Here is a 25,818-nt window from a genome sequence, read left to right as displayed (position 1 = left end):
CCCGCCCTTTTGCCCGGTTCTTGGTCGGAAAACCCTTATTCACCACGAAGCACACGAAGGCACGAAGAAGGGACAGGTCAAGGACGGTCTACAGGAAGATGGGAAGGCTGGAAGGATGATTGGGCTTGAAACGGAGTACACATCGGCCTCGCAGGGGCAGGCCATGACCACTCCCTATTTTCTTTACCGAAAGCCCCTTCCGATCTTCCCATCTTCCTGTGAATCGCTTTTGACCTTCTTCGTGTCTTCGTGTGCTTCGTGGTGAAATCGGCTTTCAGGAACGTGGGTGGGCGCGGAGGCGGAGGGTTTCGCCGACCCAGCGGGAGTCGACAATCTCGAGTTCGGCGCGCTCCGACATTCGGGCCAGGGGCCACTCCACCAGGGGACGGGCACTGGAACCCATCAGCAGGGGCGCCTGGTAGATCAGCCACTCGTCGACCCAGCCGCCACGGGCCAGCGCCCCGGCCAGGCCGGGGCCGGATTCTACGTGGAGCTCATTGACCTCGGCACGCGCCAACTCCGCCAGCACCGCGCCGAGATCGAGCCCACCCTCCGCCAATTCCTCCGCCAGCGGCACCGCTCGTACCTCGGCCCCCTTGCCACGCAATGCGTCGGCGGTCGGTGAATCCACTACATCGGGGCCGGTGAGGATCCAGACCGGCCCCTCGCGCAGGATCTGCGAACCCGGGGGGGTACGCAGACGGGCATCCAGGATCACCCGCAGGGGCTGGCGACTGGGCAGATCGTGATAGCGCGGGTCATCCGGAAAACCGGCATGGGCTGCCAGGTCGAACGGCTTCATGCGCACATTCATACGCGGGTCGTCGCTGACTACGGTGCCACTGCCCGTCAGGATGGCCCCGGCACGTGCCCGCCATAGCTGGACATCACGCCGTGCGGCCTCGTCGGTGATCCACTGCGACTCGCCAGACGCCATCGCGGTTCGACCATCCAGGCTCGCGGCTAGCTTGACCCGCACCCAGGGCCGTCCCTGTTCCATACGGTGTACGAACCCCGGGTTCAGCGCTCGGGCTTCTGCCTCCAAAACGCCGTTCTCGACCTGGACACCAGCCGCTTCCAGCGCCTGAACACCACCCCCGCAGACCTTCGGGTTCGGGTCCTGCATCGCGATCACCACACGCGCGACGCCCGCACGGATCAACGCCTCGGTGCACGGCGGGGTGCGCCCGTGATGACTGCAGGGCTCTAGCGTTACGTACACGGTCGCGCCGCGCGCCTGCTCGCCTGCAACCTGCAGCGCGTTGACCTCCGCATGGGCCTCACCCGCCTGCCAATGCAGGCCGGTGCCCACCTCGTGGCCATCGCGCACGATCACGCAACCCACCCGTGGGTTTGGGTCAGCAGTGAAACGCCCGTGGTCCGCCAGTTCCAGGGCATGTGCCATGTAGCGGCGGTCGGCGATCGCCTGCTGGGTGGTGGGCGCCTCCATTACTTCCCCTCCTGCGAGCCGTCGTCCGCATCCGGGAGGGCTCGTCCCTTCACCGCCGGATCCGGGACGGGGCCGGTTGCCTCCTCGTCGATCAGGCGCATCTGCGAGCGGCGCATCTCCGGACTGAGGTCTTCTTCCAGCCGTTCGATGGCCTCGCGGAAAGACTGCACGCTGGCGAAGCTGAGATAAATGGAGGCAAACCGGATATAGGCCACATGGTCGAGGCCATGCAAGGCCGCAAGCACCATTTCGCCAATCCGGTCCGACTTGACCTCGGGGGCGGTGAGGGCCGAAAGCTGACGCTTGATGTCGTCGATCACACGCTCGACATCATCGGTCTTCACCGGGCGCTTGTGCAGCGCCCGGCGCAGACCGCTGCGCAACTTTTCCTCGTCGAAGGCGACCCGTTCGCCGGAACGCTTGACCACCCGCGGCAGGCTGAACTCGGCGCGCTCGAAGGTGGTAAAGCGCGCACCGCAGGCGCGGCACTGGCGCCGCCGCCGGATCTGTTCCTGCTCCGGTCCGGCCACCCGCGAGTCGATCACGCGGGTGTCCTGGTCATGACAGGACGGACAGCGCATCGCGAGCCGTCAGCCCGGCGCTTCGACAGGCTTACTCGCTGACGCCGTAAACCGGGAAGCGCCGGCAGATCTCGACGACCTTGTCACGGGTCGCGTTGATCACCTGCTCGCTTTCGACGTCATCCAGCACGTCCGCAATCCAGCCGGCCAGCTCACGGGACTCGGCCTCGGTAAAGCCACGGGTCGTCAGCGCGGCGGTGCCGATGCGAATGCCGGAGGTGACAAACGGGGACTGCGGGTCGTTCGGCACCGCATTCTTGTTGACCGTGATGTTGGCGCGCCCCAAGGCGGCGTCCGCGGCCTTGCCGGTGATGCCCTTGGCGACCAGACTCAGCAGGAACAGATGGTTGTCGGTACCGCCGGAGACGATGTCGAAACCGCGCTCGACCAGCACTTCGGCCATCGCGCGGGCGTTGGCGATCACCTGCTTCTGGTAGGTCTTGAATTCCGGCTCCAGGGCTTCTTTGAACGCCACCGCCTTGCCGGCGATCACGTGCATCAGCGGACCGCCCTGGGTGCCGGGGAAGATCAGCGACTGGAACTTCTTGTTCAGCTCCGGCTGACCCTTGGTGATGATGAAGCCGCCACGCGGCCCGCGCAGGGACTTGTGCGTGGTGGAGGTGACCACGTGAGCGTGGTCGATCGGGTTCGGGTACTCGCCCGCAGCGATCAGTCCGGAGACGTGGGCCATGTCCACCATCAGGTAGGCGCCCACGGAATCGGCGATCTCGCGGAAGCGCTTCCAATCCACCACACGCGAATAGGCGGAGAAGCCGGCGACGATCATCTTCGGCTGGTGCTCGGTGGCCAGGCGCTGGACCTCGTCGTAGTCGATCAGCCCTTCGTCAGTGATGCCGTACTGCACCGCGTTGTAGATCTTGCCGGAGAAGTTCGGCTTGGCACCGTGAGTCAGGTGACCACCGGCGTCCAGGCTCATGCCGAGCACGGTGTCGTGCGGCTGCAGCAGGGCCATGTAGACGGCCGCGTTGGCCTGCGAGCCGGAGTGAGGCTGCACATTGGCGTAGTCGGCACCGTACAGCTCTTTGAGGCGGTCAATAGCCAGCTGCTCGACCACGTCGACGTGCTCACAACCACCGTAGTAACGCTTGCCCGGGTAGCCCTCGGCGTACTTGTTAGTCAGCACCGAACCCTGTGCCTCCATCACGCGCGGGCTGGTGTAGTTCTCCGACGCGATCAGCTCGATGTGCTCTTCCTGGCGCTGCGCTTCCTTGCTGATAGCGCCCCAGAGTTCGTCGTCGTAGCCGTGGATGCTCATGTTGATCGAAAACATTCGGTTCTCCCGTTCAAGCGTTGGATTCTGCGGATTTCGGCGCGCCAATCGTCGGGGAGACGCTGATCAACTTACCTCGCCACGCTTAGTCATCGAGCAAGTATTCACTCGGGCGAGGAGGTGCAAGTTGATCGGCGTCGCCCTAGGGGCACGGCCGTCAAAAAGGCCGCTTAGCATACGCCATCCGGCCCCTCTTTTCAGGCCGCACCGCGCCAGAAGGCTCGCCCTGCCCGTGCTCATGCCGAACGCGAGCGCCTGGATTTCGAAGTTAAATCAGTGACTTTCTCGACTACAGCCCCCTCCCTGCACAACCTCCTATATCCGGACGGCCGGAAAGGTCAGGCCGGCCCCTCAATGCGATGTACATCGACCTCGTGACGGGTCGGGTAAACCGGCAGGCCGAACTGGTTGTAGATCGCCACATCTGTCGCGTCACGCCCGTAACCGACAACGACATAGCCGCCGCGCAGTTCGGGCTGTGTCGGATCGAAGGTATACCAGCGCCCCCCGACAAAGGCCTCGAACCAGGCATGCATATCCATCGGCTGCAGCCCGTGCAGATACCCGACCACCAGGCGTGCCGGGATGCTGAGACTGCGGCAAAGCGCGATGCCGAGATGCGCCAGATCGCGGCACACGCCACTCCCGCGCTGGTTGACCTCCACCGCCGAGATCGGGATGTCACTGGTGCCCGGCAGATACTCGATCCGCTCGCGCAGCCACTGCTCGATCGCGGCCACCTGATCGTAGCCCAGCCACTGGCCGGCGGTAATCTCGGTTGCCATCAGGTTGAATCGATCCGACTCACAGAACCGACTGGGCAGGAGATATCCCAGCACGGCATCTGGCAAGGATTGCACCTCGACAAACGGCGCACCAGGCGCCCGGTCCAGGGCATCCGCCGTCTGCACCTCCGCGGCGGTATGGATGGAGAACGGACCCGGCGGCGCGATCAGGCGCTGACAAAGATTGCCGTAGATATCCACGAACTCGGAGATCGGGGCGCTCGGCACCAGGCGATACTCCTCGCGAGCAATCCATTGCAGCGGGCCGCTGCGCGGTCGCAGCATCAGCACAAACGGCGTGGGCGCGACGATCTCGAACTCGAAGTCACAGCGGGTCTCGAGCCACATAAGCGGGGCCTCTTTGGGTGAACCGCACACACTACGCCCTACCCCGCAGCCGAGCGACCCCTTTGACGCCCGTTCGGGAAGTCCCGAACGGTGTACATTGCCTCGCGATTCCCTAAACTTCCGAAACGACCCCTGTTGCCCGGAGCACGTATGCGAGCATCCCCTGACCGCTGCGCACCGACACGTCACCCCCGCCGATGGGCCGGCGGCCTGCTGGCGCTCGGACTGCTGCTGATCGCGCCACTGGCCCAGTCGGAACAGCGCTTCATCAACATCGGCACCGGCGGGGTCACCGGCGTCTATTACCCGGCTGGGCAACACCTGTGCCGGCTGTTCAACACCCGCCGCGACAGCCACGGGATGCGTTGCACTGCGGAGAGCACCGGCGGCTCGGTATTCAACCTCAACATGGTGCGCTCGGGGGACATGGACTTCGGCGTGGCCCAGTCCGACCTGCAATATCACGCCTATCATGGCAGCGGGCGCTTCGAGGACTTCGGTCCCGCGGACCACCTGCGCGCCATGTTCAGTCTGCATCCGGAACCGCTGACCCTGGTGGTCCGCCCCGATGCGGATATCGCGGGCATCGACGACCTCCCCGGCAAGCGCGTCAACATCGGCAACCCCGGCTCCGGCCAGCGCACGCTGATGGAGGAGCTGATGGAGGAACTGGGCTGGGACCATGACACCTTCCGTCGGGTCAGCGAACTGCCCTCGCGCGAGCAAGCCCAGGCCCTTTGCGACAACCGCATCGACGCCTTCGTGTTCTCGGTGGGGCACCCCTCCGCGGCCATCCAGGAACCCATCGCCACCTGTGACGCTCGCCTGGTCTCCATCGAGGGCCCGGCCATAGAGGCCCTGATCGACTCCACCCCCTACTACCTCACAGCCGTAATCCCGGCCGACACCTACCCCGGCCAGGACGAGGACGTCCACACCTACGGTGTCGGGGCCACCCTGGTGACCTCCAGCCGCACCTCCGACACCGCCGCCTATGAGCTGACCCGTGCGGTGTTCGAGAACTTCGACACGTTTCGCGGCCTGCACCCGGCCTTTAGCGCGCTCGAACGCGAAGGGATGGTGGACGAGGGTCTGTCCGCGCCGATGCACCCCGGTGCCCGGCGCTACTTCCGTGAGGCAGGGCTGATCAATGACTGATACCCGCACAGTGAATCCCGGCACCCCGGACCAAGAGGCGGTCGCCGAACTCGAGTCCGGCGGGCGTCACCCCAGTCGCGCCACCCGCAGCCTGATCTGGATCACGGCGGTGGCCTGGTCGCTGTTCCAGATCTGGATTGCCGCGCCGATCGCGGACTGGTTCGACCTGTTCACCGTGTCCGAGACCGAGGCGCGGTCGATCCATCTGGCCTTCGCGATCTTCCTCGGCTACCTGCTCTTTCCGGCAGTGCGGGCCACCGCCCGGGGCACGGGCTGGCAACACGCCTTCGGCATCCTCTACGCCCTCGGCGGGCTTGCGCTGATCGCACTGGGTCTGTGGCAGTTCCTCGGCCTGGAACGTTTGGGCGAGGTCTACCTCGCGCTCGGCATCGCCCTGGTTGTGGTCGCCTGGCCGCTGCTGCGCGGGAACGACCCCGTCCATCGCGTGCCGCTGGGCGACTGGGTATTCGCGGTGGTCGCCGCGTTTAGCGCGCTCTACCTGTACCTGTTCCACGAGGCCCTGGCGGCCCGACCCGGCGCGCCCACGGAACTGGACCTGATCATGGCCGGGATCGGGCTGATCCTGCTGCTGGAGGCCACCCGCCGGGTGCTCGGCCCGGCCCTGACCATCATCGCCGCGATCTTCCTGTTCTACACCTTTGCCGGGCCACTGATGCCGGACCTGATCGCCCACCGTGGCGCCAGCTATCCGCGTGCAATGGCCCAACAGTGGCTTTCCAACGAAGGCGTGTTCGGGATCGCGCTGGGGGTCTCCACCAGCTTCGTGTTCCTGTTTGTGCTGTTTGGCGCGTTGCTGGAACGCGCCGGGGCTGGCGACTACTTCATACGCGTGGCCTTCTCCCTGCTCGGCCACATGCGCGGCGGCCCAGCCAAGGCGGCGGTGATGGCCTCGGGGATGACCGGCGTGGTCTCCGGCTCGTCGATCGCCAACGTGGTCACCACCGGGACCTTCACCGTGCCGCTAATGAAGCGCGTCGGCTTCGCCCCGCACAAGGCCGGCGCGGTGGAGGTGGCCAGCTCGGTCAACGGCCAGCTGATGCCGCCGGTGATGGGCGCCGCCGCCTTCCTGATGGTCGAATACGTCGGCATCCCCTATGTCGAGGTGCTCAAGCACGCGATCCTGCCGGCACTGATCGCCTATATCGCACTGATCTACATCGTGCACCTGGAGGCCTGCAAGAACGGCATGGAAGGCCTGAAGCGCGCCACCGTCACCACCTGGCGCGGGCGCCTGATCAGCTTCGGTCTGACCGTCTCCAGCCTGATCATCCTGGCCGGAGCAGTGTACTGGGGACTGGGCTGGATCAAGACCGTCGCCGGAGATGCCGCCGCGTGGATCATCGCCGCGCTGCTGCTGTTCACCTACCTAGTCCTGGTCTGGATCGTGGCCCGGGAACCGGAACCCGAGGCGCTGGATACTGAGCAACCGTTGCCGCGTGTCGCTCCCACGGTTCTGAGCGGCCTGCACTACCTGCTGCCGCTGGTGGTGCTGGTCTGGGCGCTGGTCGTGGAACGCCTGTCGCCGGGGTTGGCGGCGTTCTGGGCGGTGGCCTTCATGATCTTCATCGTGCTGACCCAGCGCCCGCTGGTGGCACTGTTTCGGCGTCAGGGCCGTCTGCTCCAGGCGACCTGGGCCGGGGTCTGGGAGCTGTTCCAGGGGTTCGAGACCGGGGCACGCAACATGATCGGGATCGGCCTGGCCACCGCCGCGGCCGGGATCATCGTCGGGACGGTTGCGATGACCGGAGTCGGGCTGGTCCTGACCGATCTGGTGGACACCCTCTCCGGCGGCAACCTGCTGCTCGTGCTGGTGCTGACCGCGCTGATCAGCCTGGTGCTCGGGCTCGGTCTGCCAACCACCGCGAACTACATCATCGTGGCCACCCTGATGGCGCCGATCATCGTCGATCTGGGCGCCCAGCACGACATCCTGATCCCGCTGATCGCGGCCCACCTGTTCGTGTTCTATTTCGGGATCATGGCCGACGTCACGCCACCGGTGGGGCTGGCCTCATTCGCCGGCGCCGCGATCGCCAAGGCCGACCCAATCCGTACCGGGATCCAGGCCTTCGCCTACAGCCTGCGCACCATTGCGCTGCCGTTCTTCTTCATCTTCAACAGCCAGCTGCTGTTGATCGGCGTGGACAACGTATTCCAGCTGGCACTGGTGTTCTTCGCCTCGCTAGCCGGCATCCTCGCCTTTACCGCGGCCACCCAGGGCTGGTTCCTGACTCGCAGCCGCTACTGGGAGTCCGCCGCGCTACTGGTGGTCGCCTTCGTGCTACTAGTCCCCACGGTCCTGATGGACCGCATCGCCGCGCCCTATCAACACCAGCCGCCGGAGACCCTGCTGGAGGTTGTGGAGACCATCCCGGATCGTGACTCGCTGCGCGTGGAGGCCACCGGCATCGACCTGGAAGGGCGCGAGATTACCCGCACCGTTATGTTCCCGCTGGGCGATCCCGACCTCGCCCCACGCGAACGCCTGGCGGATGCCGGACTGGATGTGCGCTTCGACCCCGACGCACAGAAAGCGCAGATTCAGACGGTTGCTTTCGGCAGCCCGGCCGGCCGCGTAGGCTTGGAGGGTGGCTGGTCCATCACCGGCGTGCTGGTGCCGACCGACCGTCCGAGCCCCTACTGGTTCTATCTACCGGCTCTGGCCCTCGGACTGCTCGTGGCCTGGAACCAGCGGCGGCGGGCGCCGCCGTCGGGGCCGGGGCCCAGCGCGGATGCGCCCGCCCTGTCGGCATGACCGCAACGCGGAGGAGCAAGATATGGAACAACCCATCTACGGCTTCAATGTGATCGTGAAGGGCGATATCGACCGCGTGATCGAGCGCACCACGGCCGCCCTCGGCGAGGAAGGCTTCGGCATCCTCAGCGATATCGACGTAGCCGCGGCCTTCAAGAAGAAACTGGACCTCGATCATAGGGCCTACCGCATCCTCGGCGCCTGCAACCCGAATCTGGCCCGCCAGGCGATCGAGGCGGATCCGAACATCGGGCTGCTGCTGCCCTGCAACGTGCTGGTGCAGGACAACGAGAACGGCAGCTGCACGGTCGGGTTTATGGACCCCGTTGCGGTGATGGGCCTGGTCGACAAGCCCGGCGTCGAGGACCTGGCCAACGATGTGCGCCATCGCCTTGAGCGCGTCCGCCTGACCCTGGAGACCGGCTAACCCCGGCCACGATTCCACGCGATGCCATCCGATCACGACCAGTCCGCAACGCTGGCCGAGCGTATCCGCTCGGCCGCCATCGCCGGGCATCGACTCGCTCTCGTCGGGGGCGGCAGCCAGCGTGACCTGTCCTTCCCCGAAGGCTTCGAGGCGGATGTGCAACGTCTGGAGATCAGCGGCCACCATGGCATCGTCCATCTCGCCCCCAGCGAACTGGTCGTCACCGTTCGAGCGGGGACTCCCGTCAGCGAGTTACAGGCCGCACTCGACGCGGTCGACATGATGCTCCCCTTCGAGCCCGCCATGCCCACCCCCTCGAGCACCGTGGGGGGCATGGTAGCGCTTGGACTATCCGGCCCACGGCGGCCCTGGACGGCCTCATTGCGCGATGCTCTGCTCGGCATCCGCATCGTCAACGGACAGGGCGAGATCCTGCGCTTTGGTGGTGAGGTCATGAAGAACGTTGCCGGCTTCGATGTCTCGCGCCTGATGGCCGGCAGCCTGGGGGGACTGGGCCTGATCCTGGAGGCCAGCTTCAAGCTCCTCCCCGCCCCGCCCTATCAGGCATGGCTGCGTCAGACGACCCCCGCCGACGCATTCATTGAGCAGGCCCGCGACTGGGGCCGAACCGTCCTGCCATTCTCCGGGCTGGCCTGGGCCGAGGGGGTCACGCACATCCGGCTGGGCGGCGGTCAAGAGGCCGTGCAGGAGGCCGCCGAGCGCCTGGGCGCAGAACCGGATACGGAAGGCCCCGCGTTCTGGGCCGGGCTGCGCGACCGGCACCTGCCCTTTTTCACCAGCACCCTGGTTCCGGGAAAACGCCTGTGGCGGCTGAGCCTGCCACCGGCCACCCCACCCCTGGGCCTGCGCGGCGAGTGGCTGTTGAACTGGGGTGGCGGCGAACGCTGGCTGCGCTCCGACGCCACCCCGGAGGCCGTCCGTGCGGCCGTCGAGGCAGCGGGCGGGCACGCACGGCTATGGGCCGGCAATCCATCCGGCGCGGCCTGGCTACACCCCCGCCCCGCGGCCCATGCACGGCTGGAGGGCCAGGTCCGCGCGGCACTGGATCCGGACGGCGTGTTCTATGCCCCGCTGGTCACGCCGCCCACGCTCACCGACCGGGCAGGCTGATCGAATGGAAACCCGCCTCCACGAACGCTTCAAGGACGACCCCGCCGCCCGCATCGCGGAAGATGCCCTGCGTGCCTGCGTCCACTGCGGCTTCTGCAACGCGACCTGCCCCACTTACCAGGAACAGGGCGACGAGCTGGATGGCCCGCGCGGACGTATCTACCAGATCAAGCAGGTCCTGGAGAACGGCGAGGCGGATGTCACCACGCGTACCCATCTGGATCGCTGCCTGACCTGCCTTAACTGCATGACCACCTGCCCCTCTGGCGTGGACTACAACCACCTGGTCGCGTTTGGCCGCGAGGTCATCGAGGAAGACCTCCAGCGCCCCTGGCGCGAACGCCTGCTGCGCAGCCTGCTGGTGCGGACCCTGCCCGCACGCTGGCCGTTCCGTATGGCCCTCGGGCTGGGGCGTCTCGCGCGGCCGGCCCTCCCCCGAGCGCTGCGTCGCCGCGTACCCGAGCGACACCGGCCACGAGAGACCAATCCGGATGCCGGAGCACACAGACCCAAGGGCTTCCCCCACGGGCGCGTCCTGCTGCTGGGTGGCTGCGTGCACGATGTGATCGACGCCCGCATCAATGCCGCGCTCCGCCAGTTGCTGGGGCGCCTCGGCATCGAGGTAGTCGAGGCCGGCGCGGCCCGCTGCTGCGGCGCGGTGGAACACCACCTGGCGTTCGAGGAGCGCACCCGCCAACGGGTCCGAGCCAATCTGGATGCCTGGGAACCGCTGCTCGAGGATGGCGTGGACGCCGTCGTCAGCACCGCCAGCGGCTGCGGCGTGATGCTGCGCGACTATGGACATCTGCTGGCCGAAGACCCTGCGTATGCCGAACCCGCCACCCGCCTTGCGGCACTGGTGCGGGACCCGGTTGAACTGTTCGACACCGAGACCATCCGCCGCCTCGGCATCCAGGCGCCCGACGACCACCCATCCATCGTCTGGCACGCCCCTTGTACCCTGCAACATGGCCAGGGGCTTGCGGGTCGCGTGGAACCCCTGTTGCAGGCCGCCGGCTTCCATCTGCTTCCGGTCTCCGAACCGCACCTTTGTTGCGGCTCGGCCGGCACCTATTCGATCCTCCAGCCGGAAATGGCGGGCCGGCTGCGCCAGCGCAAACTGGACCACCTCGAGTCCGCGCGCCCTGCACGCATCGTCACCGCGAACATCGGCTGCCAGACGCATCTGCAGTCCGGGACCGAGACGCCGGTCGAGCACTGGCTCACACTGTTCGAACGTCACTGCCCCGCAACTCCCGCCAGTGCGTAGGGGCGCTTGCCCGCGCCCGGACGGCGATCTAGATTCCCTCTTTTCCAATCCGGTAGACGCATCCATGCAGGCAAAATCCTTTCTCCCCCCGCAGCGCACCCTGATGGGCCCTGGCCCCTCCGATGTGAACCCGCGTGTTCTGAGCGCGATGAGCCGCCCGATCATCGGCCACCTGGACCCGGTGTTTGTCGGCATGATGGAGGAGATGAAGGGCCTGCTGCAGTACGCCTTTCAGACCAACAACGCGCTGACCCTGCCGGTCTCCGCCCCCGGCTCCGCCGGCATGGAAACCTGTTTCGTCAACCTGGTCGAACCGGGTGACAAGGTCATCGTCTGCATCAACGGCGTGTTCGGCACGCGCATGAAGGAGAACGTCGAGCGCTGTGGCGCCACTGCCGTGGTCGTGGAGGACGACTGGGGCGCGCCGGTCTCCCCGCAAAAGGTCGAGGACGCGCTGAAGGGCAACCCGGATGCGAAGGTCCTGGCCTTCGTCCACGCCGAGACCTCCACCGGCGCACGCTCGGATGTCGAGACCCTCTGCAAGCTCGCACAGGACCACGACTGCCTGACCATCGTCGACTCCGTGACCGGCCTCGCCGGTAGCCCGCTGTACGTGGATAACTGGGGCGTGGACGCGATCTACTCCGGCTCGCAGAAGTGCCTCTCCTGCACCCCGGGCCTGTCCCCGGTCAGCTTTAGCGACCGAGCGGTGGAGCGCATCCAGGCCCGCAGCCATAAGGTGCAGAGCTGGTTCCTCGACCTGAACCTGGTCATGGGCTACTGGGGCGGCGGCGGCAAGCGCGCCTACCACCACACCGCGCCGATCAATGCCCTGTATGCCCTGCACGAATCGCTGGTGATCCTGGCCGAGGAAGGCCTGGAGAACAGCTGGTCACGCCACAACCAGCACCACGACGCACTGCGTGCCGGCCTCGAGGCGATGGGCCTCAGTTTCCTGGTGGATGCCGAGCATCGTCTGCCACAGCTGAACGCGGTGCACGTGCCGGAAGGCGTGGACGAGGCCGCAGTGCGCGGCGAACTCCTGCAGCGCTACGGCCTGGAGATCGGCGCGGGTCTTGGCCCGTACGCCGGCAAGGTCTGGCGCATCGGCCTGATGGGCTATGGCGCGAACGAGAAAAACGTACTGCTGTGTCTGTCCGCACTGGAGGCCGTGCTGGCCGACATGGGGGCCGTCACCCCCGGCCGCGCGATGCCCGCCGCCCGGGCCGCCTACGCGCAGCAGGGCTGAATCCACCGATCACCGGTAGTCGCCACGCCTGTGGGCGCTGGCGGCTCCTCGAGACCCAACGAGAGGCGCACCATGACGCTAAGTGAACTGCTGCAGTACCTGGACGAACACATGGACGGCGTGTTCCTGGACGGCGACCCCGCCGCGTCACTGGAAAAGGCGCGCAGCGGCGAACACCGCAACCCCATTGCGGCCGAGGTCCTGGTCGCCCTGATGGACGGCGCAGGTTCCGACAGCCCAGACGCCACCATGGAACGAGCCGAAGCGGTGAAGTCCATCGGCCCAACCCGACTGAAGTACATGGGCGACGACGCCCCGGTCGAGGGCTTCCGCCTGGTGGAAAAAACCATTGTCACCATCGACGCCGCCTACAACGAAGAGGCCCTCGCCTCGCGCGGCTAACCCCCGCATCTTCAATGAATGTCCTCCCGGAAACCGCGTAGCGGTCGTCCGGGATCGGGTCGCTTGTATCCCGGGTGTTCACGGAGATCCCGGCTCTTCGCTGCGCGGCGGCCGGGATGGCTGCATGAAGGCGGTTGCGCTCCGGCCGAGCTGACGTCGAGACCGATGGCGGTTTGGCTCAGAGCAGGCTGACCACTCCCAGGACAGTGGCGGCCATCGAGGCCCCGATCAGGGCACCCATTGCAACGTCGCTCGGATAATGCAGCGCCAGGACCAGCCGCGAGGCGGCGACCAGTAGCGCGAACGGCACGACCAGCCAGCCCCAGACTGGCAACCAGGCCACCAGGATCACGCTAAAGCCCACCGCATGCATGGTGTGTCCGGAGGGGAAGCTGAACTCGTCCAGGGGCGCAACTGTACGCGCGAAGGGCCGATCACGGTGGCAGGGGCGGCGGCGGCTGGTGCGCCGCTTGAGCCATTTGTACACCGGCAGCGAGGCCAGCCCCACTACCGCCATCTGCAGGCTCACCCAGGCCGCCTCCGGTCCGTGGATCATGGGCAGCGCGAGCATCAACGCGTACCACAATACCCCGTCGCCCAGGCGACTGACCGCACCGAAGAACCGGCTGATGGCCCGGCGGCGGTTGTAATGATTGAACTGCTGGCAGACCGCCAGCTCCAGCTCATCCATCCATTGCAGGACTCGCATCGGGCGCCTCCTTGAGGATGTCCATACAAACCGTTTCGAACTGCGCGACCACCTCGACCCAGTCGAGACCCCGGGCACGGGTCCGGGCATACCGCCCCATCTCGTCCCAAGCCTCCGGGGCCTGGGCGAGTTCCGCCGCGGCGGTCACGAACGCGGCCGCGTCGGTATTGGGATCTCCGGTGTAGGGGACGCGCGCGCCACTGACACCACTGAGGACATGCTCATGCGCCGCCGCAGTGTCAAAGGCCAGCACCGGGAGCCCGCTGGCCATGGCTTCAATCACCACGTTGCCAAAGGTCTCCGAGGTAGACGGAAACAGGAACAGATCCGCGCTGGCGTAATGTTGGGCCAGGGCCTGCCCAACCTGTTGCCCGGTAAAGATCAGGTCCGGATGGGCGCGCTGCAGTGCCACCCGCGACGGACCGTCGCCCACGAGCACCAGGCGGGCATCCGGCAGGCGGTCCTGCAACGAACGGAAGGCCTCCACCACCAAATCCAGATTCTTCTCCGGCGCGAGGCGGCCCACGTACAGCACGATCGGCCCCGCACCCCCTGCACGCCATTGCTTGTGCAGACGCGAGGAACGTCGTGCCGGGCTGAAGCGCCGGGTATCCACACCCCTTGCCATCACCCGAACCCGTTCGAACCCGTGCTCCGCAAGATGGGTCGCCAGCGCCTGCGTGGGCGCCAGGGTGACATCACAGCGATTATGGAAGCGCCGCAGAACGGCCCGCACCAGAGGCGTCAGCCAACCCACGCCGTAGTAGCGGGCATACCCGTCAAAATGGGTGTGAAATCCCGAGGCGACCGGAATCCCGAGTCGGCGCGCGACCCGCAAGGCCGAATGGCCAAGAGGGCCTTCGGTTGCGATATACACCGCATCGGGCCGGTCCTCGGTCCACCACGCCTTCAGGCGCCGCCCGGCCGGAAGCCCCAGACGCAACCCGCTGTAGCCCGGAAGCGGCAGACCCGGGAGGGCCCGCTCATCCATGGGCGCGTCCAGCTCCGCTGGATCCACGACAATGACTTGCGGGTTGCCCGGCTGGTGCGGCCGCAGCACCTGCACATGGTGACCGCGGCCGCGCATACCCTCGACGAGACGTGCGAGGGTATGCGCAACACCGTTCACCTCCGGCGGCCAGGTTTCGGTCACCAGAGCGACTTTGAGGTAAATGCGGGAGGGGCGGCGGGATTCCGTGTTCGGCTGTGACGACATGATGATCCCCGCCCCGGTCGCCGCTACGAGGCGCGGCGCGTTTGGCGTCCTGAAGGCGGGTCGACCGGAAGGCCCAACGTACCGACGATGGCATTGCGGGCCCCTTCAGCAAGGTCGCGCCGCTCCTGATCAGCGGTTTCCATCGGCGCCAGGAAGTGCAGTGTCACCGGCGTCTCACGGCGGCACAGCAGCTTCCAGACGCTCACCACCAGACGATCATCATCGGCATAGGATGCAGGCACCTGACCGCTGGGCGCGCGCTCGTAGTCCAGCGCCACCGGCTGCACTGGATGTCCACTTCCCGTGACCGCTGCAAACAGACGGGGGTGAAAGCGGCGCACGAACTCCCCACGACTGGTCGTCCCTTCGGGAAACACGACGAAATGGCGCCCATCATCGAGCCCCTGGCGCATGGCCTCGACATGGGCTGAGGCCTGATGAGCGCCACGCTCGATGAAACGGGTATCGTGCTGACGCGCCAACCAGCCGATGATCGGCCAGCGCGCGATCTCGGCCTTCGACAGGAAGCACGGGTCGACGGTAGACCCGATCAGCGGGATATCCAGCCAAGAGACATGGTTGGCCACCACCAGCGATGGGCGGGGCGGCAATTCGCCCTCGACGCGCACGCGGACTCCGGCGATCCACAGGGCGCGGTCATACCAGGCCCGACGCACCCGGCTGCGCTGCTCGAAGTCGTCGCCCCGGCGCGCCATTCGCCAGGTCAACCAGATCGCACTCAGCATGTGCAACGCGATACGCATCAGCCTAGCCAGTGCCCGCAGTGTTCCGATCATGCTCCGTTCCTCGGCTTACCGGCGCCGTAGCGCCCATGAAGTGCCGATGGTAACGGTCCGGCATGGTGCGCACATCCAGCAGAATGAGCACGTCGGCCACATTAAAGTCAGGATCAAAGCACGCCTCCCCGCACACGCGGGCCCCGAGACGCAGATAGGCCTTCAGCAATGGCGGCATGCCGGTGCGGCTGGGTGTGCCATGGCAGATGGTCAGGGAATTGGGCAGCGGTCGACGCGGTGTTACCCGCAGGCGTGACGGGGCCCGGTGAAACAGGCGCAACCAAGCCAGCTGAGACGGCGTCTGCTCGCTCAGTGGCAGACTCGCGCACCCGATCAAGTAGTCGTAGCGATGAGCGTTCATGAAGCGCGCCAACCCGGCCCACAGGGCATTGATCGCGGCGCCCTGGCGATGGCTCGACGCCACGCAGGTACGACCGATCTCGAGTGTCCGCCCCGGCAGATTCATCAGCGGTCCCAACTCGAACTCGGAGAGCGAGTAGAAGCCGCCAGCGGTGCTGGCGCTCTCTTCGGTCAGCAGGCGCGTGCAGGCCACGACATCGCCGGAATGGCGGTCGCGCACCAGGAGGTGATGGCAAAACGGGTCCAGCGGATCGCGATCCAGCCCCGTTTCGCCATCCGGGAGATTCGCACCCATCTCACCGGCAAAGACCTCGTGGCGCAGACGCTGGGCGGCTTCCAGGTCTGCGGGGCTGGAGGCCAGGTGGACACGGTAGGCACTTTCGGTGCCCGCGTCCGGGATCGGCGGGGCGAGATGCGGTGCGGTCATGGGGCGACCTCCGATTGAACTGTCCCGGAGACTACGCCGCCCGTTTGACCACCCCATGTAGAAATGATGACGACCGGATGAATCCTTCGTCCGATCGATGCCTGATGATCTTCACAACCAACGGCGGCACGGGCGCACTCATCGTCCCCGTGCCGCCGACAACACTATGGCAGCGGACCCGTATAGGCGCCGGACTCGACCGGCAGGTCTTCGCCTTCCCAGCTCTTGATGCCGCCCGCGATGTTGAACACCTGGGTGAAACCCATATCCTGCAAGCGCTGCACCGACATTGCCGCACGGCCACCGGTGGCGCACATCACGGCGACCGGCTTTTCGCGCGCATTCACCAGCGCGTCGATGCGGTGCGGGGTATTCGGATCGGCCGCGCCCTCGAGCAGACCACGCGGGACTAGGATGGAGTTCGGCACATGCATCTTTTCGTACTCGTAGGGCTCGCGCACGTCGACTACCAGCCAGTCCTCGCCGTGCTCCATCTTCTCGGCGAGGTCGTCCGGGGCGATCTCCTTCACGTTCTTCCGCGCCTCGGCGACGAAATCCATCAACTTCTTCTCGCTCATTCGAACCTTCCCTTCTGCAATAATCTGGATGTTTTTGTGGGAGCCTGCTTGCAGGCGAAGCCCCTGCCAGAGCCGGACATGGGCAGGAGCATTCGCCTGCAAGCAGGCTCCTACCACCCGACTCATTCTACCGTGGGTATGCGACCAGGCGTTTCAACCCTGTAAGAGCGCGCTGTCCAGCGCCGAAGGGTCAGTCACGGGCGCCTCGCATTGCAGGCCGCGGCAGAGATAGGCACGCACACCCGTCTCCGGGGCGGCCTTCTCCGCCAGCGCGGCGGGCAGGTTGCCGGCATCGGTCGGGATCGCGAACGCCCAGACCGGGGCAGCCTGCGCCCGCAGGCGCTGCTGCCACCCGGGCAGGTCACCAGTCGCCCCGCGCAGCACGACCAGGGCCGGCGGCTGGTAGTGGATGTCCAGCGCCATCAGCAGGCTCATGTGACCCACCGGGGCCTGTTCGATCATCGGGCCGGCATTGGCCAGGGTGCGCTCGGCCGCCTCGAGGTACCGTGGCTCGGCCAGCAGGAACCCGAGCTTCTGCAAGGCCTGCGCCGCGATACCGTTGCCGTTGGCCATGGCATCGTCGGCATACACCTTCGGTCGCTGGATCAGGGCCTCGTGATCGCGGGCGGTAAAGAAGAAACCGCCGTGGTCGCGGTCCTCGAATTCCGCCAGCAGGGTATCGGCCAGGGTGACGGCCCAGCCCAGCAGGTCGCTGTCCCATTCGGTCTCCAGCAACGCCAGTGTGGCCTCCAGCAACAGGGCGTGATCGTCGAGATAGGCGCGCGGCATCGCGCCGGTCGCCCCCTCGCGCACACTGGCGTACAGCCGCCCCCCGTCGCGCCACAGCTGCTCGCGCACGGCGGACATCGCATCACGCGCCAGGTGCAGCCATTCCGGTCGCTCCAGGGCGCGCGCCGCGCGCGCCAGACCGGTGATCATCAGGGCGTTCCAGGCGCCCAGGATCTTCTCGTCACGGTGCGGCCGCACGCGGCTCTCGCGCGCCACCAGCAACCGCGCCCGCGCACGGTCCAGACGCCGATCCGCCTCCACCTCGTCGATCCCCAGGGCATCGGCGACCGTTGCCAATGGCACCACTTCGTGCAGGTGCCAGCGCCCTTCGAAATTGGCCGGGCCGTTCAGGCCCCAAACCCGGCTGGCGACCCCCCACTCGTCCGCCGGCAACAGGCCTTCGACGGTCTCCGGATCCCAGACGTAGAACCGCCCTTCCTCACCTTCGGAATCTGCATCCAGGCTCGAATAGAAGGCACCGGAGGCGTCGCGCATCTCGCGCCCCAGCCAGCCAACCGTCTGCTCGACCACCCGCCGCGAGCGATCGTCGCCCCCAGCCGCGCGTTCAGCGTAAAGCCCCAGCAGCGGGCCGTTGTCGTAGAGCATCTTCTCGAAGTGCGGGATCATCCAGCGGGCGTCCACTGAATAGCGGCAGAAACCACCACCCACCTGATCGAAGATGCCCCCGGCCGCCATCGCGTCCAGGGTTCGATGCAACATGCGTTGCGCTTCGGTGTCGCCATGGCGCGCGCCATGCCAGGCCAGCCATTCAAGCGAGGCCGGGTGCGGGAACTTTGGGGCATCGCCGAATCCGCCGAAAGACTCATCAAAGGTCTGCGCGAGTTCGGCTCGCCCCTTGTCAACGACACTGAGCGCCGGGATCTCGCCACCCGCAGGGCGATAAATTCGCCCCAGGGCTTGTTGCAGTGAGTCGTTCTGGCGCTGGATTTCCTCCGGATGCTCCGTCAGGAAGTCCGAGATCCGGGTCATCAGATCCACGAACGACGGCAGCCCGTGGCGCGGCGTGCTGGGGAAATAGGTGCCCGCAAAAAACGGCACCTGGTCCGGAGTAAGAAAGACCGTCAGCGGCCAGCCCCCAGGGCGCTGCGACAACAGCATGTGCGCGTTCTGGTAGATGCGGTCGAGATCCGGGCGCTCCTCGCGGTCCACCTTGATGTTGATGAAGCGCGCGTTCATCACCTCGGCGGTGGCCGGGTCCTCGAAGGACTCGTGCGCCATCACGTGGCACCAGTGGCAGGCGGAATAGCCGATCGACAGCAGGATCGGCTTGTCCTCGCGGCGGGCACGCTCCAATGCCGCCTCGCCCCAGGGATACCAGTCCACGGGGTTGTCGGCGTGCTGCAGCAGATAGGGGCTGCTGGCCCCGGCCAGTCGGTTCATCGCGCGGCCTCCTTGCAAGTGAATCCGGCGAACAACATGCAGGTGCACAAGGTCGCCAGGCCGAGTAGCATGTGCAGCCGGTTTTTCATCCGCAAGCGCCCATGCCCACGCACCCGTTTATCGATCCGGTCGCCCTGTCCGTTGGCCCGCTGACGCTCTACTGGTATGGGCTGATGTACCTGGTCGGCTTCGCCGCGTTCTGGGGCCTCGGCGTATGGCGCACGCGCACCCGCAACTGGGACCCGCTACACCCCTGGCAGGTCGGCGATTTGCTCTTCTGGGGCGTGCTTGGGGTCATCATCGGCGGACGACTCGGCTACGCGCTGTTCTATAACCTGGATACCACCCTCGCCGACCCCTTGAGCCTGTTCCGCGTATGGGAAGGTGGCATGGCCTTCCACGGTGGACTCGCTGGGGTGCTGGTCACCTGTTGGCTGTATGCGCACAAGATCGGCCAGCCCTTCTTCCGGCTGACCGACTTCATCGCCCCACTAATCCCGATCGGCCTCGGGGCCGGACGCATCGGCAACTGGATCAACGGCGAACTTTGGGGCAAGCCCACCGAGTTGCCCTGGGCCATGGTCTTCCCGGCCGCGGACTACGTCCCGCGCCACCCCTCGCAGCTCTATCAGGCCTTCCTTGAGGGCCTGGTGCTGTTCGTGGTGCTGTGGTTGGTCTCGCGCCAGCCGCGCCGCACCGGCCTGATCTCGGGCCTGTTCCTGACGTTGTACGGCAGCTTCCGCTTCCTGGTCGAGTTCGTCCGAGTACCGGATGCGCATATCGGCTACCTCGCATTCGACTGGCTGACCATGGGGCAAGTCCTGAGCCTGCCAGTCATCCTGTTCGGCGTGATCCTGATCGTCTGGTCGCGGCGCAACCCGCTGCCGGCCGCGCGCCCTGCTCCGGAGACCCCCTGAGATGCAGCAATACCTGGACCTGGTGCGCCACATCCGCGACCACGGCTCGGATCGCCCGGACCGCACCGGAACCGGCACGCGCTCGGTGTTTGGCTACCAGATGCGCTTCGACCTGGCCGACGGCTTCCCGCTGGTCACCACCAAGCGCACTCACCTGCGCTCGGTAATCCATGAACTGCTGTGGTTCATCGCCGGCGACACCAACATCGACTACCTGCGCGAGCACAAGGTCCGCATCTGGGACGAGTGGGCCACCGACTCTGGGGACCTGGGTCCGATCTACGGCGCGCAATGGCGCAACTGGGCCGGCCATGACCAGCTGGTCGAACTGATCGACAATCTTAAAAACCGGCCGCATTCCCGGCGCCACATCATTAGTGCCTGGAACGTGGCGGACCTGCCCGACGAATCGGTTTCGCCCCAGGAAAACGCCCAGGCCGGGCGCATGGCGCTCGCGCCCTGCCACACCCTGTTCCAGTTCTACGTGGCGGACGACCGCCTGTCCTGCCAGCTCTACCAGCGCAGCGCGGATGTGTTCCTCGGGGTGCCGTTCAACATTGCCAGCTATGCCTTGCTGACCCACATGATTGCCCAGGTGGTCGGCCTGAAGCCTGGCGAGTTCGTGCACACCTTTGGCGATGCGCACCTCTACCGAAACCACCAGGAACAAGTGGAAGAGCTGCTCGGGCGCGAGCCCCTGCCCCTCCCCAGCCTGCACCTGAATCCGGACGTGACCGACCTGTTCGCCTTCACCTTCGACGACATCGAGGTCCGCGACTACCAGTCGCACCCCCCAATCAAGGCGCCCATCGCCATTTAAGGAGTCCCGCCTTGGCTCAACCCGAGATCCACCTGATGGTCGCGCTTGATCCGGATCATGTGATCGGGCGCGACAACGACCTGCCCTGGCATCTGCCGAAGGACCTGCAGCACTTCAAGCGCGTGACCGACGGCCACCCGATGATCATGGGACGGCGCACCTTCGAGTCCATCGGGCGGCCGCTACCGAAGCGGCGCAACCTGGTCCTGACCCGCCAGGCCGGCTGGCAGGCCGACGGGGTCGAGGTCTACAACGACCTGGACGCCGCCCTGGCCACCATCGAGACAGGCCCGGCCTTCGTGATCGGCGGCGCGGGTCTGTTCGAGGAGGCCCTGTCCCGGGCCGACGTGCTGCACCTGACGCGCGTGCACGAGTGCCACGCCGGGGATACGTACTTCCCCGCGATAGACCCCGCGGAATGGGACGTCGTCTGGTCCGAACACCACGAAGCCGACGACCGCCATGCCTGCCCCTTCACCTTCGAACGCCTCGAACGCCGCCGCTGACACAGTGTCCCGGCACCCTTTTTGTTCACCACGAAGCGCACGCAGGCACGAAGAAAACCAAGGTCAAAAGCAAAAAGCTTGGACAGGAAGAAAGGAAGTCAGGAAGGATTCTGAAATGGGTCTGTGCCTCCGGCACAGATTTTTGCACGCCGGTTCGCCCAGATTCATATCATCCTTCAAATCTTCTCATCTTCCTGTTAAGGAGACGCTGATTGAATCGCACGTCCGCGTCTCCCTAGCTTTTCTTCGTGCCTTCGTGTGCTTCGTGGTGAATAAGGGGTTTCAGCGTCCGCCAAACGGGGCGAAGAGGCGGCCGGGCAACAGGTGGATCAGGATGAAGCCAAGCATGGCGGCCACCACGATGGACGGCCCCGTCGGCGTGTCGTAGACAAACGAACCCCATAGTCCGGCTCCCACGGCCAGCATCCCAAGGACCGCCGCGAGTACAGCCATCTGCTCGGGGGTGGCCGCGAAGCGACGCGCACTAGCCGCCGGGATGATCATCAGCGCGGTAATCAGCAGCACCCCCACCACCTGCATCGCTGCCGCAATCACCAATGCGATCAGGAGCATCAAACCCAGACGCACGGCCACTACGGGAACCCCTTCGACGCGCGCCAGTTCTTCATGAACCGTCAGCGCGAGCAAGGGACGCCACAACAGCATCAGCATCACCAGCGCAATGCCTCCACCGATTGCAATCGCCAACAGGTCGTTCGTACCCACCGCGAGGATATCCCCGAACAAATAGGCCATCAGATCGACCCGCAAACCCTCGATGAACGTGACCGCAACAATCCCTAGCGACAGAGCGCTATGCGCCAGGATGCCGAGCAGGGTGTCCGAGGCCAGCTCCTGGCGCCGCTGAAGGAACACCAGCAATACCGCGATCAAGACGCAGACCAGCGTGACCATCAGGTTCAGGTTCAACCCGAGCAGGAAGCCAAGCGCCACGCCCAGTAAGGCGGAATGCGAGATCGTGTCACCAAAGTAGGCCATGCGCCGCCAGACCACGAACGCACCCAGCGGCCCGGCCACAGCAGCCACCATCAGCCCCGCCAGCACGGCGCGCACCAGGAAGTCGTCCAGCCACCCCTCGATCATCGTTTGGTTGTTCCATGTTCGTGATGGCAATCGTCCGTGCCATGTCCATGCAGGTCATGCACCTCGCCATGGAGGTCGTGGACATGGTTGTGCTCGTGCCTGTAGATCCCAATGCCCTGCACATCGCCCGTCGGGAAAAGGCGCTGGTACTCGGGATGGCGCGAAACTTCCTCCGGTCGCCCGGTACAGCAGACATGCTGGTTCAAGCAGATCACGGCATCGGCGCCGGCCATTACCAGGTGCAGGTCGTGCGAGACCATCAGGACCCCGCAGCCGGTCTCTCTGCGGATGTCATCAATCAGGCGGAAGACCTCCCCCTGGCCAACAACATCGACCCCTTGAGCCGGCTCGTCCAGCACCAACAGATTCGGTCGATTCAGCAGGGCGCGCGCCAGCAGAACTCGCTGCATTTCGCCACCGGAGAGCGATTGCACCGCCTTGCCTAACAGATGCGGGACGCCCACCTGCTCCAGGCGTGCAAGCAGCTCCTCCTTCGCGGCCCGCTGGCGCAGGGTTAAAAAGCGATGCACGGACAGTGGCAATACCGGCTCGATCTGCAAGCGCTGGGGCATATAGCCAATACGCAAACCGGATCGTCGCTGGACGCGACCCCGCGTCGGCGACCAGAGCCCCAGCAAGACGCGCAACAGCGAAGTCTTGCCCGCGCCGTTGGGACCAATCACCACCGCGACTTCGGCAGGCTGAATCTGCACCGAAACCCGGTCAAGGATCAGCTTGCCACCGAATTCCAGGGAGATATCGCGGGCGTCCAGCAGCGGCTTTTGGTCGAGTCCGGGCTTGGGCATGGTGACGGGGCTTCCCTTCTGCAAATTGATATACTATAACGTTCGGAACGTTGCTTCAGACACCCTTGGAGACCACACCATGCCATCGCGCCACCGCCGCCCCTTTGGGCTCGCGTTCCTGACCAGTCTGGTTACCGTGCTCGCCCTTACGGTCCCGGCCAGTGCCCTTGCGGACAAGCCGCGCATCGTGGCGACCATTCTACCGATTCACAGTATCGTTGCCGCGCTGGCCGGGGATGCCTACGAGGTCGAGCTGCTGGTCCCGGCCAACGCATCCCCCCATGGCTATTCCATGCGCCCCTCGGAGGCGCGCCGCCTGCAAAACGCGGACATGGTGGTCTGGGTTGGGCCGGACATGGAAACCTTCCTCGAACGCCCGTTACGTCGATCCGGGAACCGCGAGATCGTCAGCCTGATGGACGACCTCGATCTAGAACTCAAGCCCACCCGCGAAGGCGGTGTCTGGGAACATGATCACCATGATCACGGCCATGATGACGATCATGGGCACGAGGATGGCCATGGGCATGACCACAACGACCATGGATACGAGCACGACCACGGGCATGACCACAGCGACCATGGACACGAGCACGACCACGGGCATGACCACAGCGACCATGGACACGAGCACGACCATCATCACGGTCATTACGATGCTCACATTTGGCTGTCACCGGTGTTGGTGCGCTCGATTACGGAGCAACTCGCCGACCGCATGATGGGATGGGACCCGGAACGCGCAGACACTATCGCGTCCAACCGGGATGCCCTGCTTGAACGCATCAATGACCTGGATGATCAACTGGCTCAACAGCTCGAGCCGATACGCGATCGGGCCTTTATCGTCTTCCACGACGCCTACCAATACTTCGAACAACACTACGGGCTGACCGCCGCCGGCTCGATCAGTATCGACCCCTCGCGCAGCCCCGGCGCACGGCGCATTAGCGAGTTGCGCGAACGGGTCGCCGATGGCGACGTCGTTTGCCTGTTTACCGAACCTCAGTTCCGTCCGGCCCTGGCGGAGACCGTAGCCGAAGGCACCGATACGCGCCTGGGCATACTGGACCCCGTCGGCTCCGACCTGGAACCCGGCCCGGACGCCTGGTTCGAACTGATGCGTGGGATGGCCGATAGCCTTGAGGAATGCCTGACCGCCAACTGAGGTGTAAGTACGCCCCTGGTGGCCCGCCGGCCGCCGGGGGATCACCAAAGCACGAGCAACCAGACCACGCCGGCATTCACGAAACTGAGCAGCACCGCCGCCGAGGCCATGTCCTTGGCGCGGGCGGATAGCGGGTGGCGTTCGTCGCCGAAACGGTCAACCGCCGCCTCCACCGCAGAGTTCAGCAGCTCCACCACCAGAATCAACAACAGGCTCCCCACCAACAACGCCCGCTCCACCCCTGTCTCGCCCTGCCAAACGGCGACGGGCACCAGTACCGCCACCAACGCGAGCTCCTGACGGAACGCGGACTCATGACGGAAGGCCTCGCAAAGACCCCGCCAGGAATAGCCAAACGCATGCCACACGCGGCTGAACCCGCGCCGCCCGCTATCCGCCATACGGGTACTCCCGGGATCGCCGGCTCATGACGCGGGAGGCGCCGCCACCGCCACTCGGTTTCGGCCCTCGCGCTTGGCGCGGTACATGGCTTCGTCGAGCCTTCGGAGCAGTTCACTGCGCGGCTCTTCGGCATAAAACTCCGCCACGCCGAGACTGACGGTGACCTCACCCACACGAGGGAAGGCATGCCCGGCCACCCGCGCTCGGATTGCCTCGGCCACCCGAGCACCGGTCTCCGCCCCGTCACCTGGAAGCAGAACCATAAACTCCTCGCCGCCCCAGCGTCCGAGCACATCCGAGCTGCGCAGGCGCTCGCCTGCGACCCGCGTAACGTCCTGCAAAACGGCATCCCCTATGGCGTGTCCGTAGGTATCGTTCACGTCCTTGAAATGATCCAGATCGAACATTACCAGCGAAAAAACCTGGCCGTAGCGCTCGGCACGCTGGACCTCCCGATCCAGCAGGCTTTCGAAGTAGCGCCGGTTGGCGACCCCCGTCAGTCGGTCGTAGAAGGCCTGACGCTCGAGCTCGGCCTGGTTACGCTCCAGTGCCTGCTGGGTCGCCTTCAGTTCGGTGATATCGACCGCCGTCCCCGCCACACGCGTCACCTGCCCGTCGGCATCCGTGATCGGGTAGCGGCGGACCCGGACCCAGCGTTCTTCGCCGTCCGGCCGACGGATCCGGAAGGTCTCGTCGGCCGTGCCATCCCCGAAATCGGCAGACAGGAAAACCGCCTCCACCCGCGGTCGGTCGTCCGGGTGCACGGCCTCCAGCATCGCGGTCGTCCGGACAGACGTGCGCTTCCAGGGTGGCGCCGGCCAGATCCGCCGGATCACAGGCCAGCAGGGCCCCAAGGCAGGGATTAGCGCGCAGGATGCGCCCGTCGGTATCCATCTCGGCCAGCCCCACCGGCGCATGTTCGAACAGCGCCGCATAGCCGTGGATGGAAC

24 protein-coding genes and 1 pseudogene are annotated in these 25,818 nt (G+C 65.9%); 11 read left to right on the top strand and 14 right to left on the bottom strand.

Translation table 11 applies throughout. From position 1 onward, the window contains the following. Positions 1 to 274: 274 nt before the first annotated feature. The 4 genes from ribD to F462_RS10135 all read right to left on the bottom strand — a co-directional run bounded on the left by ribD (position 275) and on the right by F462_RS10135 (position 4,455). Positions 275 to 1,450, bottom strand: a complete 1,176-nt coding sequence (gene ribD / locus F462_RS10150) for a bifunctional diaminohydroxyphosphoribosylaminopyrimidine deaminase/5-amino-6-(5-phosphoribosylamino)uracil reductase RibD (protein WP_038053867.1) — start codon at positions 1,448 to 1,450, stop codon at positions 275 to 277. Further along, positions 1,450 to 2,031, bottom strand: a complete 582-nt coding sequence (gene nrdR, locus F462_RS10145) for a transcriptional regulator NrdR (protein WP_018140708.1) — start codon at positions 2,029 to 2,031, stop codon at positions 1,450 to 1,452. Before nrdR ends, ribD begins: the two co-directional genes overlap by 1 nt. A gap of 31 nt (positions 2,032 to 2,062) precedes the next feature. Next, positions 2,063 to 3,322, bottom strand: a complete 1,260-nt coding sequence (gene glyA / locus F462_RS10140; RefSeq protein WP_018140707.1) for a serine hydroxymethyltransferase — start codon at positions 3,320 to 3,322, stop codon at positions 2,063 to 2,065. A gap of 338 nt (positions 3,323 to 3,660) precedes the next feature. Then, positions 3,661 to 4,455, bottom strand: a complete 795-nt coding sequence (locus F462_RS10135) for a transglutaminase-like domain-containing protein (RefSeq protein ID WP_018140706.1) — start codon at positions 4,453 to 4,455, stop codon at positions 3,661 to 3,663. Between the two features lie 150 nt (positions 4,456 to 4,605). Here F462_RS10135 and F462_RS10130 point away from each other — a divergent pair, with 150 nt between their 5' ends. The 7 genes from F462_RS10130 to F462_RS10100 all read left to right on the top strand — a co-directional run bounded on the left by F462_RS10130 (position 4,606) and on the right by F462_RS10100 (position 12,868). Continuing rightward, positions 4,606 to 5,613, top strand: a complete 1,008-nt coding sequence (locus F462_RS10130) for a TAXI family TRAP transporter solute-binding subunit (protein ID WP_038053857.1) — start codon at positions 4,606 to 4,608, stop codon at positions 5,611 to 5,613. Next, positions 5,606 to 8,389, top strand: coding sequence for a TRAP transporter permease (locus tag F462_RS10125; protein WP_038053853.1), 2,784 nt, complete (start codon positions 5,606 to 5,608; stop codon positions 8,387 to 8,389). Before F462_RS10130 ends, F462_RS10125 begins: the two co-directional genes overlap by 8 nt. Positions 8,390 to 8,411: 22 nt before the next feature. Then, positions 8,412 to 8,816, top strand: coding sequence for a DUF302 domain-containing protein (locus F462_RS10120; protein ID WP_038053851.1), 405 nt, complete (start codon positions 8,412 to 8,414; stop codon positions 8,814 to 8,816). Between the two features lie 21 nt (positions 8,817 to 8,837). Then, positions 8,838 to 9,947, top strand: coding sequence for a glycolate oxidase subunit GlcE (gene glcE, locus F462_RS10115; protein ID WP_038053848.1), 1,110 nt, complete (start codon positions 8,838 to 8,840; stop codon positions 9,945 to 9,947). Positions 9,948 to 9,951: 4 nt separating this feature from the next. Then, the gene (glcF, locus tag F462_RS10110; RefSeq protein ID WP_038053845.1) at positions 9,952 to 11,217 is read left to right on the top strand and encodes a glycolate oxidase subunit GlcF; all 1,266 of its coding nucleotides are present in this window, start codon (positions 9,952 to 9,954) and stop codon (positions 11,215 to 11,217) included. A 64-nt stretch (positions 11,218 to 11,281) separates the two neighbouring features. Next, entirely contained in the window at positions 11,282 to 12,466 is a 1,185-nt protein-coding gene (locus tag F462_RS10105) for a pyridoxal-phosphate-dependent aminotransferase family protein (protein WP_038053842.1), read from the top strand. Between the two features lie 72 nt (positions 12,467 to 12,538). Continuing rightward, entirely contained in the window at positions 12,539 to 12,868 is a 330-nt protein-coding gene (locus F462_RS10100) for a hypothetical protein (protein ID WP_018140699.1), read from the top strand. A 178-nt stretch (positions 12,869 to 13,046) separates the two neighbouring features. Here F462_RS10100 and F462_RS10095 read toward each other — a convergent pair whose 3' ends face one another. The 6 genes from F462_RS10095 to F462_RS10070 form a co-directional block, all read right to left on the bottom strand. Beyond that, positions 13,047 to 13,577, bottom strand: a complete 531-nt coding sequence (locus F462_RS10095; RefSeq protein ID WP_208854136.1) for a phosphatase PAP2 family protein — start codon at positions 13,575 to 13,577, stop codon at positions 13,047 to 13,049. Next, positions 13,552 to 14,793 carry a glycosyltransferase family 4 protein gene (locus F462_RS10090; protein ID WP_038053839.1) on the bottom strand — a complete coding sequence of 414 codons (1,242 nt, stop codon included), beginning with the start codon at positions 14,791 to 14,793 and terminating at the stop codon, positions 13,552 to 13,554. The genes F462_RS10095 and F462_RS10090 overlap by 26 nt, the downstream gene beginning before the upstream one ends. Before the next feature lie 23 nt (positions 14,794 to 14,816). Continuing rightward, complete coding sequence (locus tag F462_RS10085) at positions 14,817 to 15,557, bottom strand: lysophospholipid acyltransferase family protein (protein WP_018140696.1); 741 nt, start codon at positions 15,555 to 15,557, stop codon at positions 14,817 to 14,819. Between the two features lie 4 nt (positions 15,558 to 15,561). Next, on the bottom strand, positions 15,562 to 16,377 hold the full coding sequence (locus F462_RS10080; RefSeq protein WP_018140695.1) for a GNAT family N-acetyltransferase: 816 nt from the start codon (positions 16,375 to 16,377) through the stop codon (positions 15,562 to 15,564). A gap of 164 nt (positions 16,378 to 16,541) precedes the next feature. Continuing rightward, complete coding sequence (locus F462_RS10075) at positions 16,542 to 16,955, bottom strand: rhodanese-like domain-containing protein (protein WP_018140694.1); 414 nt, start codon at positions 16,953 to 16,955, stop codon at positions 16,542 to 16,544. A gap of 153 nt (positions 16,956 to 17,108) precedes the next feature. Further along, entirely contained in the window at positions 17,109 to 19,145 is a 2,037-nt protein-coding gene (locus F462_RS10070) for a thioredoxin domain-containing protein (RefSeq protein ID WP_038053835.1), read from the bottom strand. Between the two features lie 101 nt (positions 19,146 to 19,246). On the opposite strand from F462_RS10070, the gene lgt reads away from it, so the two are divergent. The 3 genes from lgt to F462_RS10055 are packed head-to-tail and all read left to right on the top strand — an operon-like array spanning position 19,247 to position 21,388. Beyond that, the gene (lgt, locus tag F462_RS10065; RefSeq protein WP_018874884.1) at positions 19,247 to 20,062 is read left to right on the top strand and encodes a prolipoprotein diacylglyceryl transferase; all 816 of its coding nucleotides are present in this window, start codon (positions 19,247 to 19,249) and stop codon (positions 20,060 to 20,062) included. 1 nt (position 20,063) lies between these two features. Beyond that, complete coding sequence (locus tag F462_RS10060; RefSeq protein ID WP_038053831.1) at positions 20,064 to 20,882, top strand: thymidylate synthase; 819 nt, start codon at positions 20,064 to 20,066, stop codon at positions 20,880 to 20,882. A gap of 11 nt (positions 20,883 to 20,893) precedes the next feature. Beyond that, on the top strand, positions 20,894 to 21,388 hold the full coding sequence (locus F462_RS10055) for a dihydrofolate reductase (RefSeq protein ID WP_038053828.1): 495 nt from the start codon (positions 20,894 to 20,896) through the stop codon (positions 21,386 to 21,388). Between the two features lie 282 nt (positions 21,389 to 21,670). On the opposite strand, the gene znuB is transcribed toward F462_RS10055, so the two are convergent. Both znuB and znuC read right to left on the bottom strand, forming a co-directional pair. Then, positions 21,671 to 22,492 carry a zinc ABC transporter permease subunit ZnuB gene (znuB, locus tag F462_RS10050; protein WP_018140689.1) on the bottom strand — a complete coding sequence of 274 codons (822 nt, stop codon included), beginning with the start codon at positions 22,490 to 22,492 and terminating at the stop codon, positions 21,671 to 21,673. Continuing rightward, the gene (znuC, locus tag F462_RS10045; RefSeq protein ID WP_038053825.1) at positions 22,489 to 23,298 is read right to left on the bottom strand and encodes a zinc ABC transporter ATP-binding protein ZnuC; all 810 of its coding nucleotides are present in this window, start codon (positions 23,296 to 23,298) and stop codon (positions 22,489 to 22,491) included. The genes znuB and znuC overlap by 4 nt, the downstream gene beginning before the upstream one ends. Positions 23,299 to 23,377: 79 nt before the next feature. On the opposite strand from znuC, the gene F462_RS10040 reads away from it, so the two are divergent. After that, positions 23,378 to 24,466, top strand: coding sequence for a zinc ABC transporter substrate-binding protein (locus tag F462_RS10040; RefSeq protein ID WP_038053810.1), 1,089 nt, complete (start codon positions 23,378 to 23,380; stop codon positions 24,464 to 24,466). Between the two features lie 41 nt (positions 24,467 to 24,507). On the opposite strand, the gene F462_RS10035 is transcribed toward F462_RS10040, so the two are convergent. Both F462_RS10035 and F462_RS10030 read right to left on the bottom strand, forming a co-directional pair. Further along, positions 24,508 to 24,867: a diacylglycerol kinase gene (locus F462_RS10035; RefSeq protein ID WP_018140686.1), complete on the bottom strand. Its 360-nt coding sequence runs from the start codon at positions 24,865 to 24,867 to the stop codon at positions 24,508 to 24,510. 24 nt (positions 24,868 to 24,891) lie between these two features. Beyond that, positions 24,892 to 25,647: pseudogene (locus F462_RS10030) on the bottom strand (GGDEF domain-containing protein); the annotation flags it as partial. Between the last annotated feature and the right edge of the window lie 171 nt (positions 25,648 to 25,818).

The organism is Thioalkalivibrio sp. ALJ1 (genome assembly GCF_000745395.1).
Classification (GTDB): Bacteria; Pseudomonadota; Gammaproteobacteria; order Ectothiorhodospirales; family Ectothiorhodospiraceae; genus Thioalkalivibrio.
Note: the sequence above shows the minus strand (reverse complement) of the source record. Positions and strands in the feature narration are given on the sequence as shown.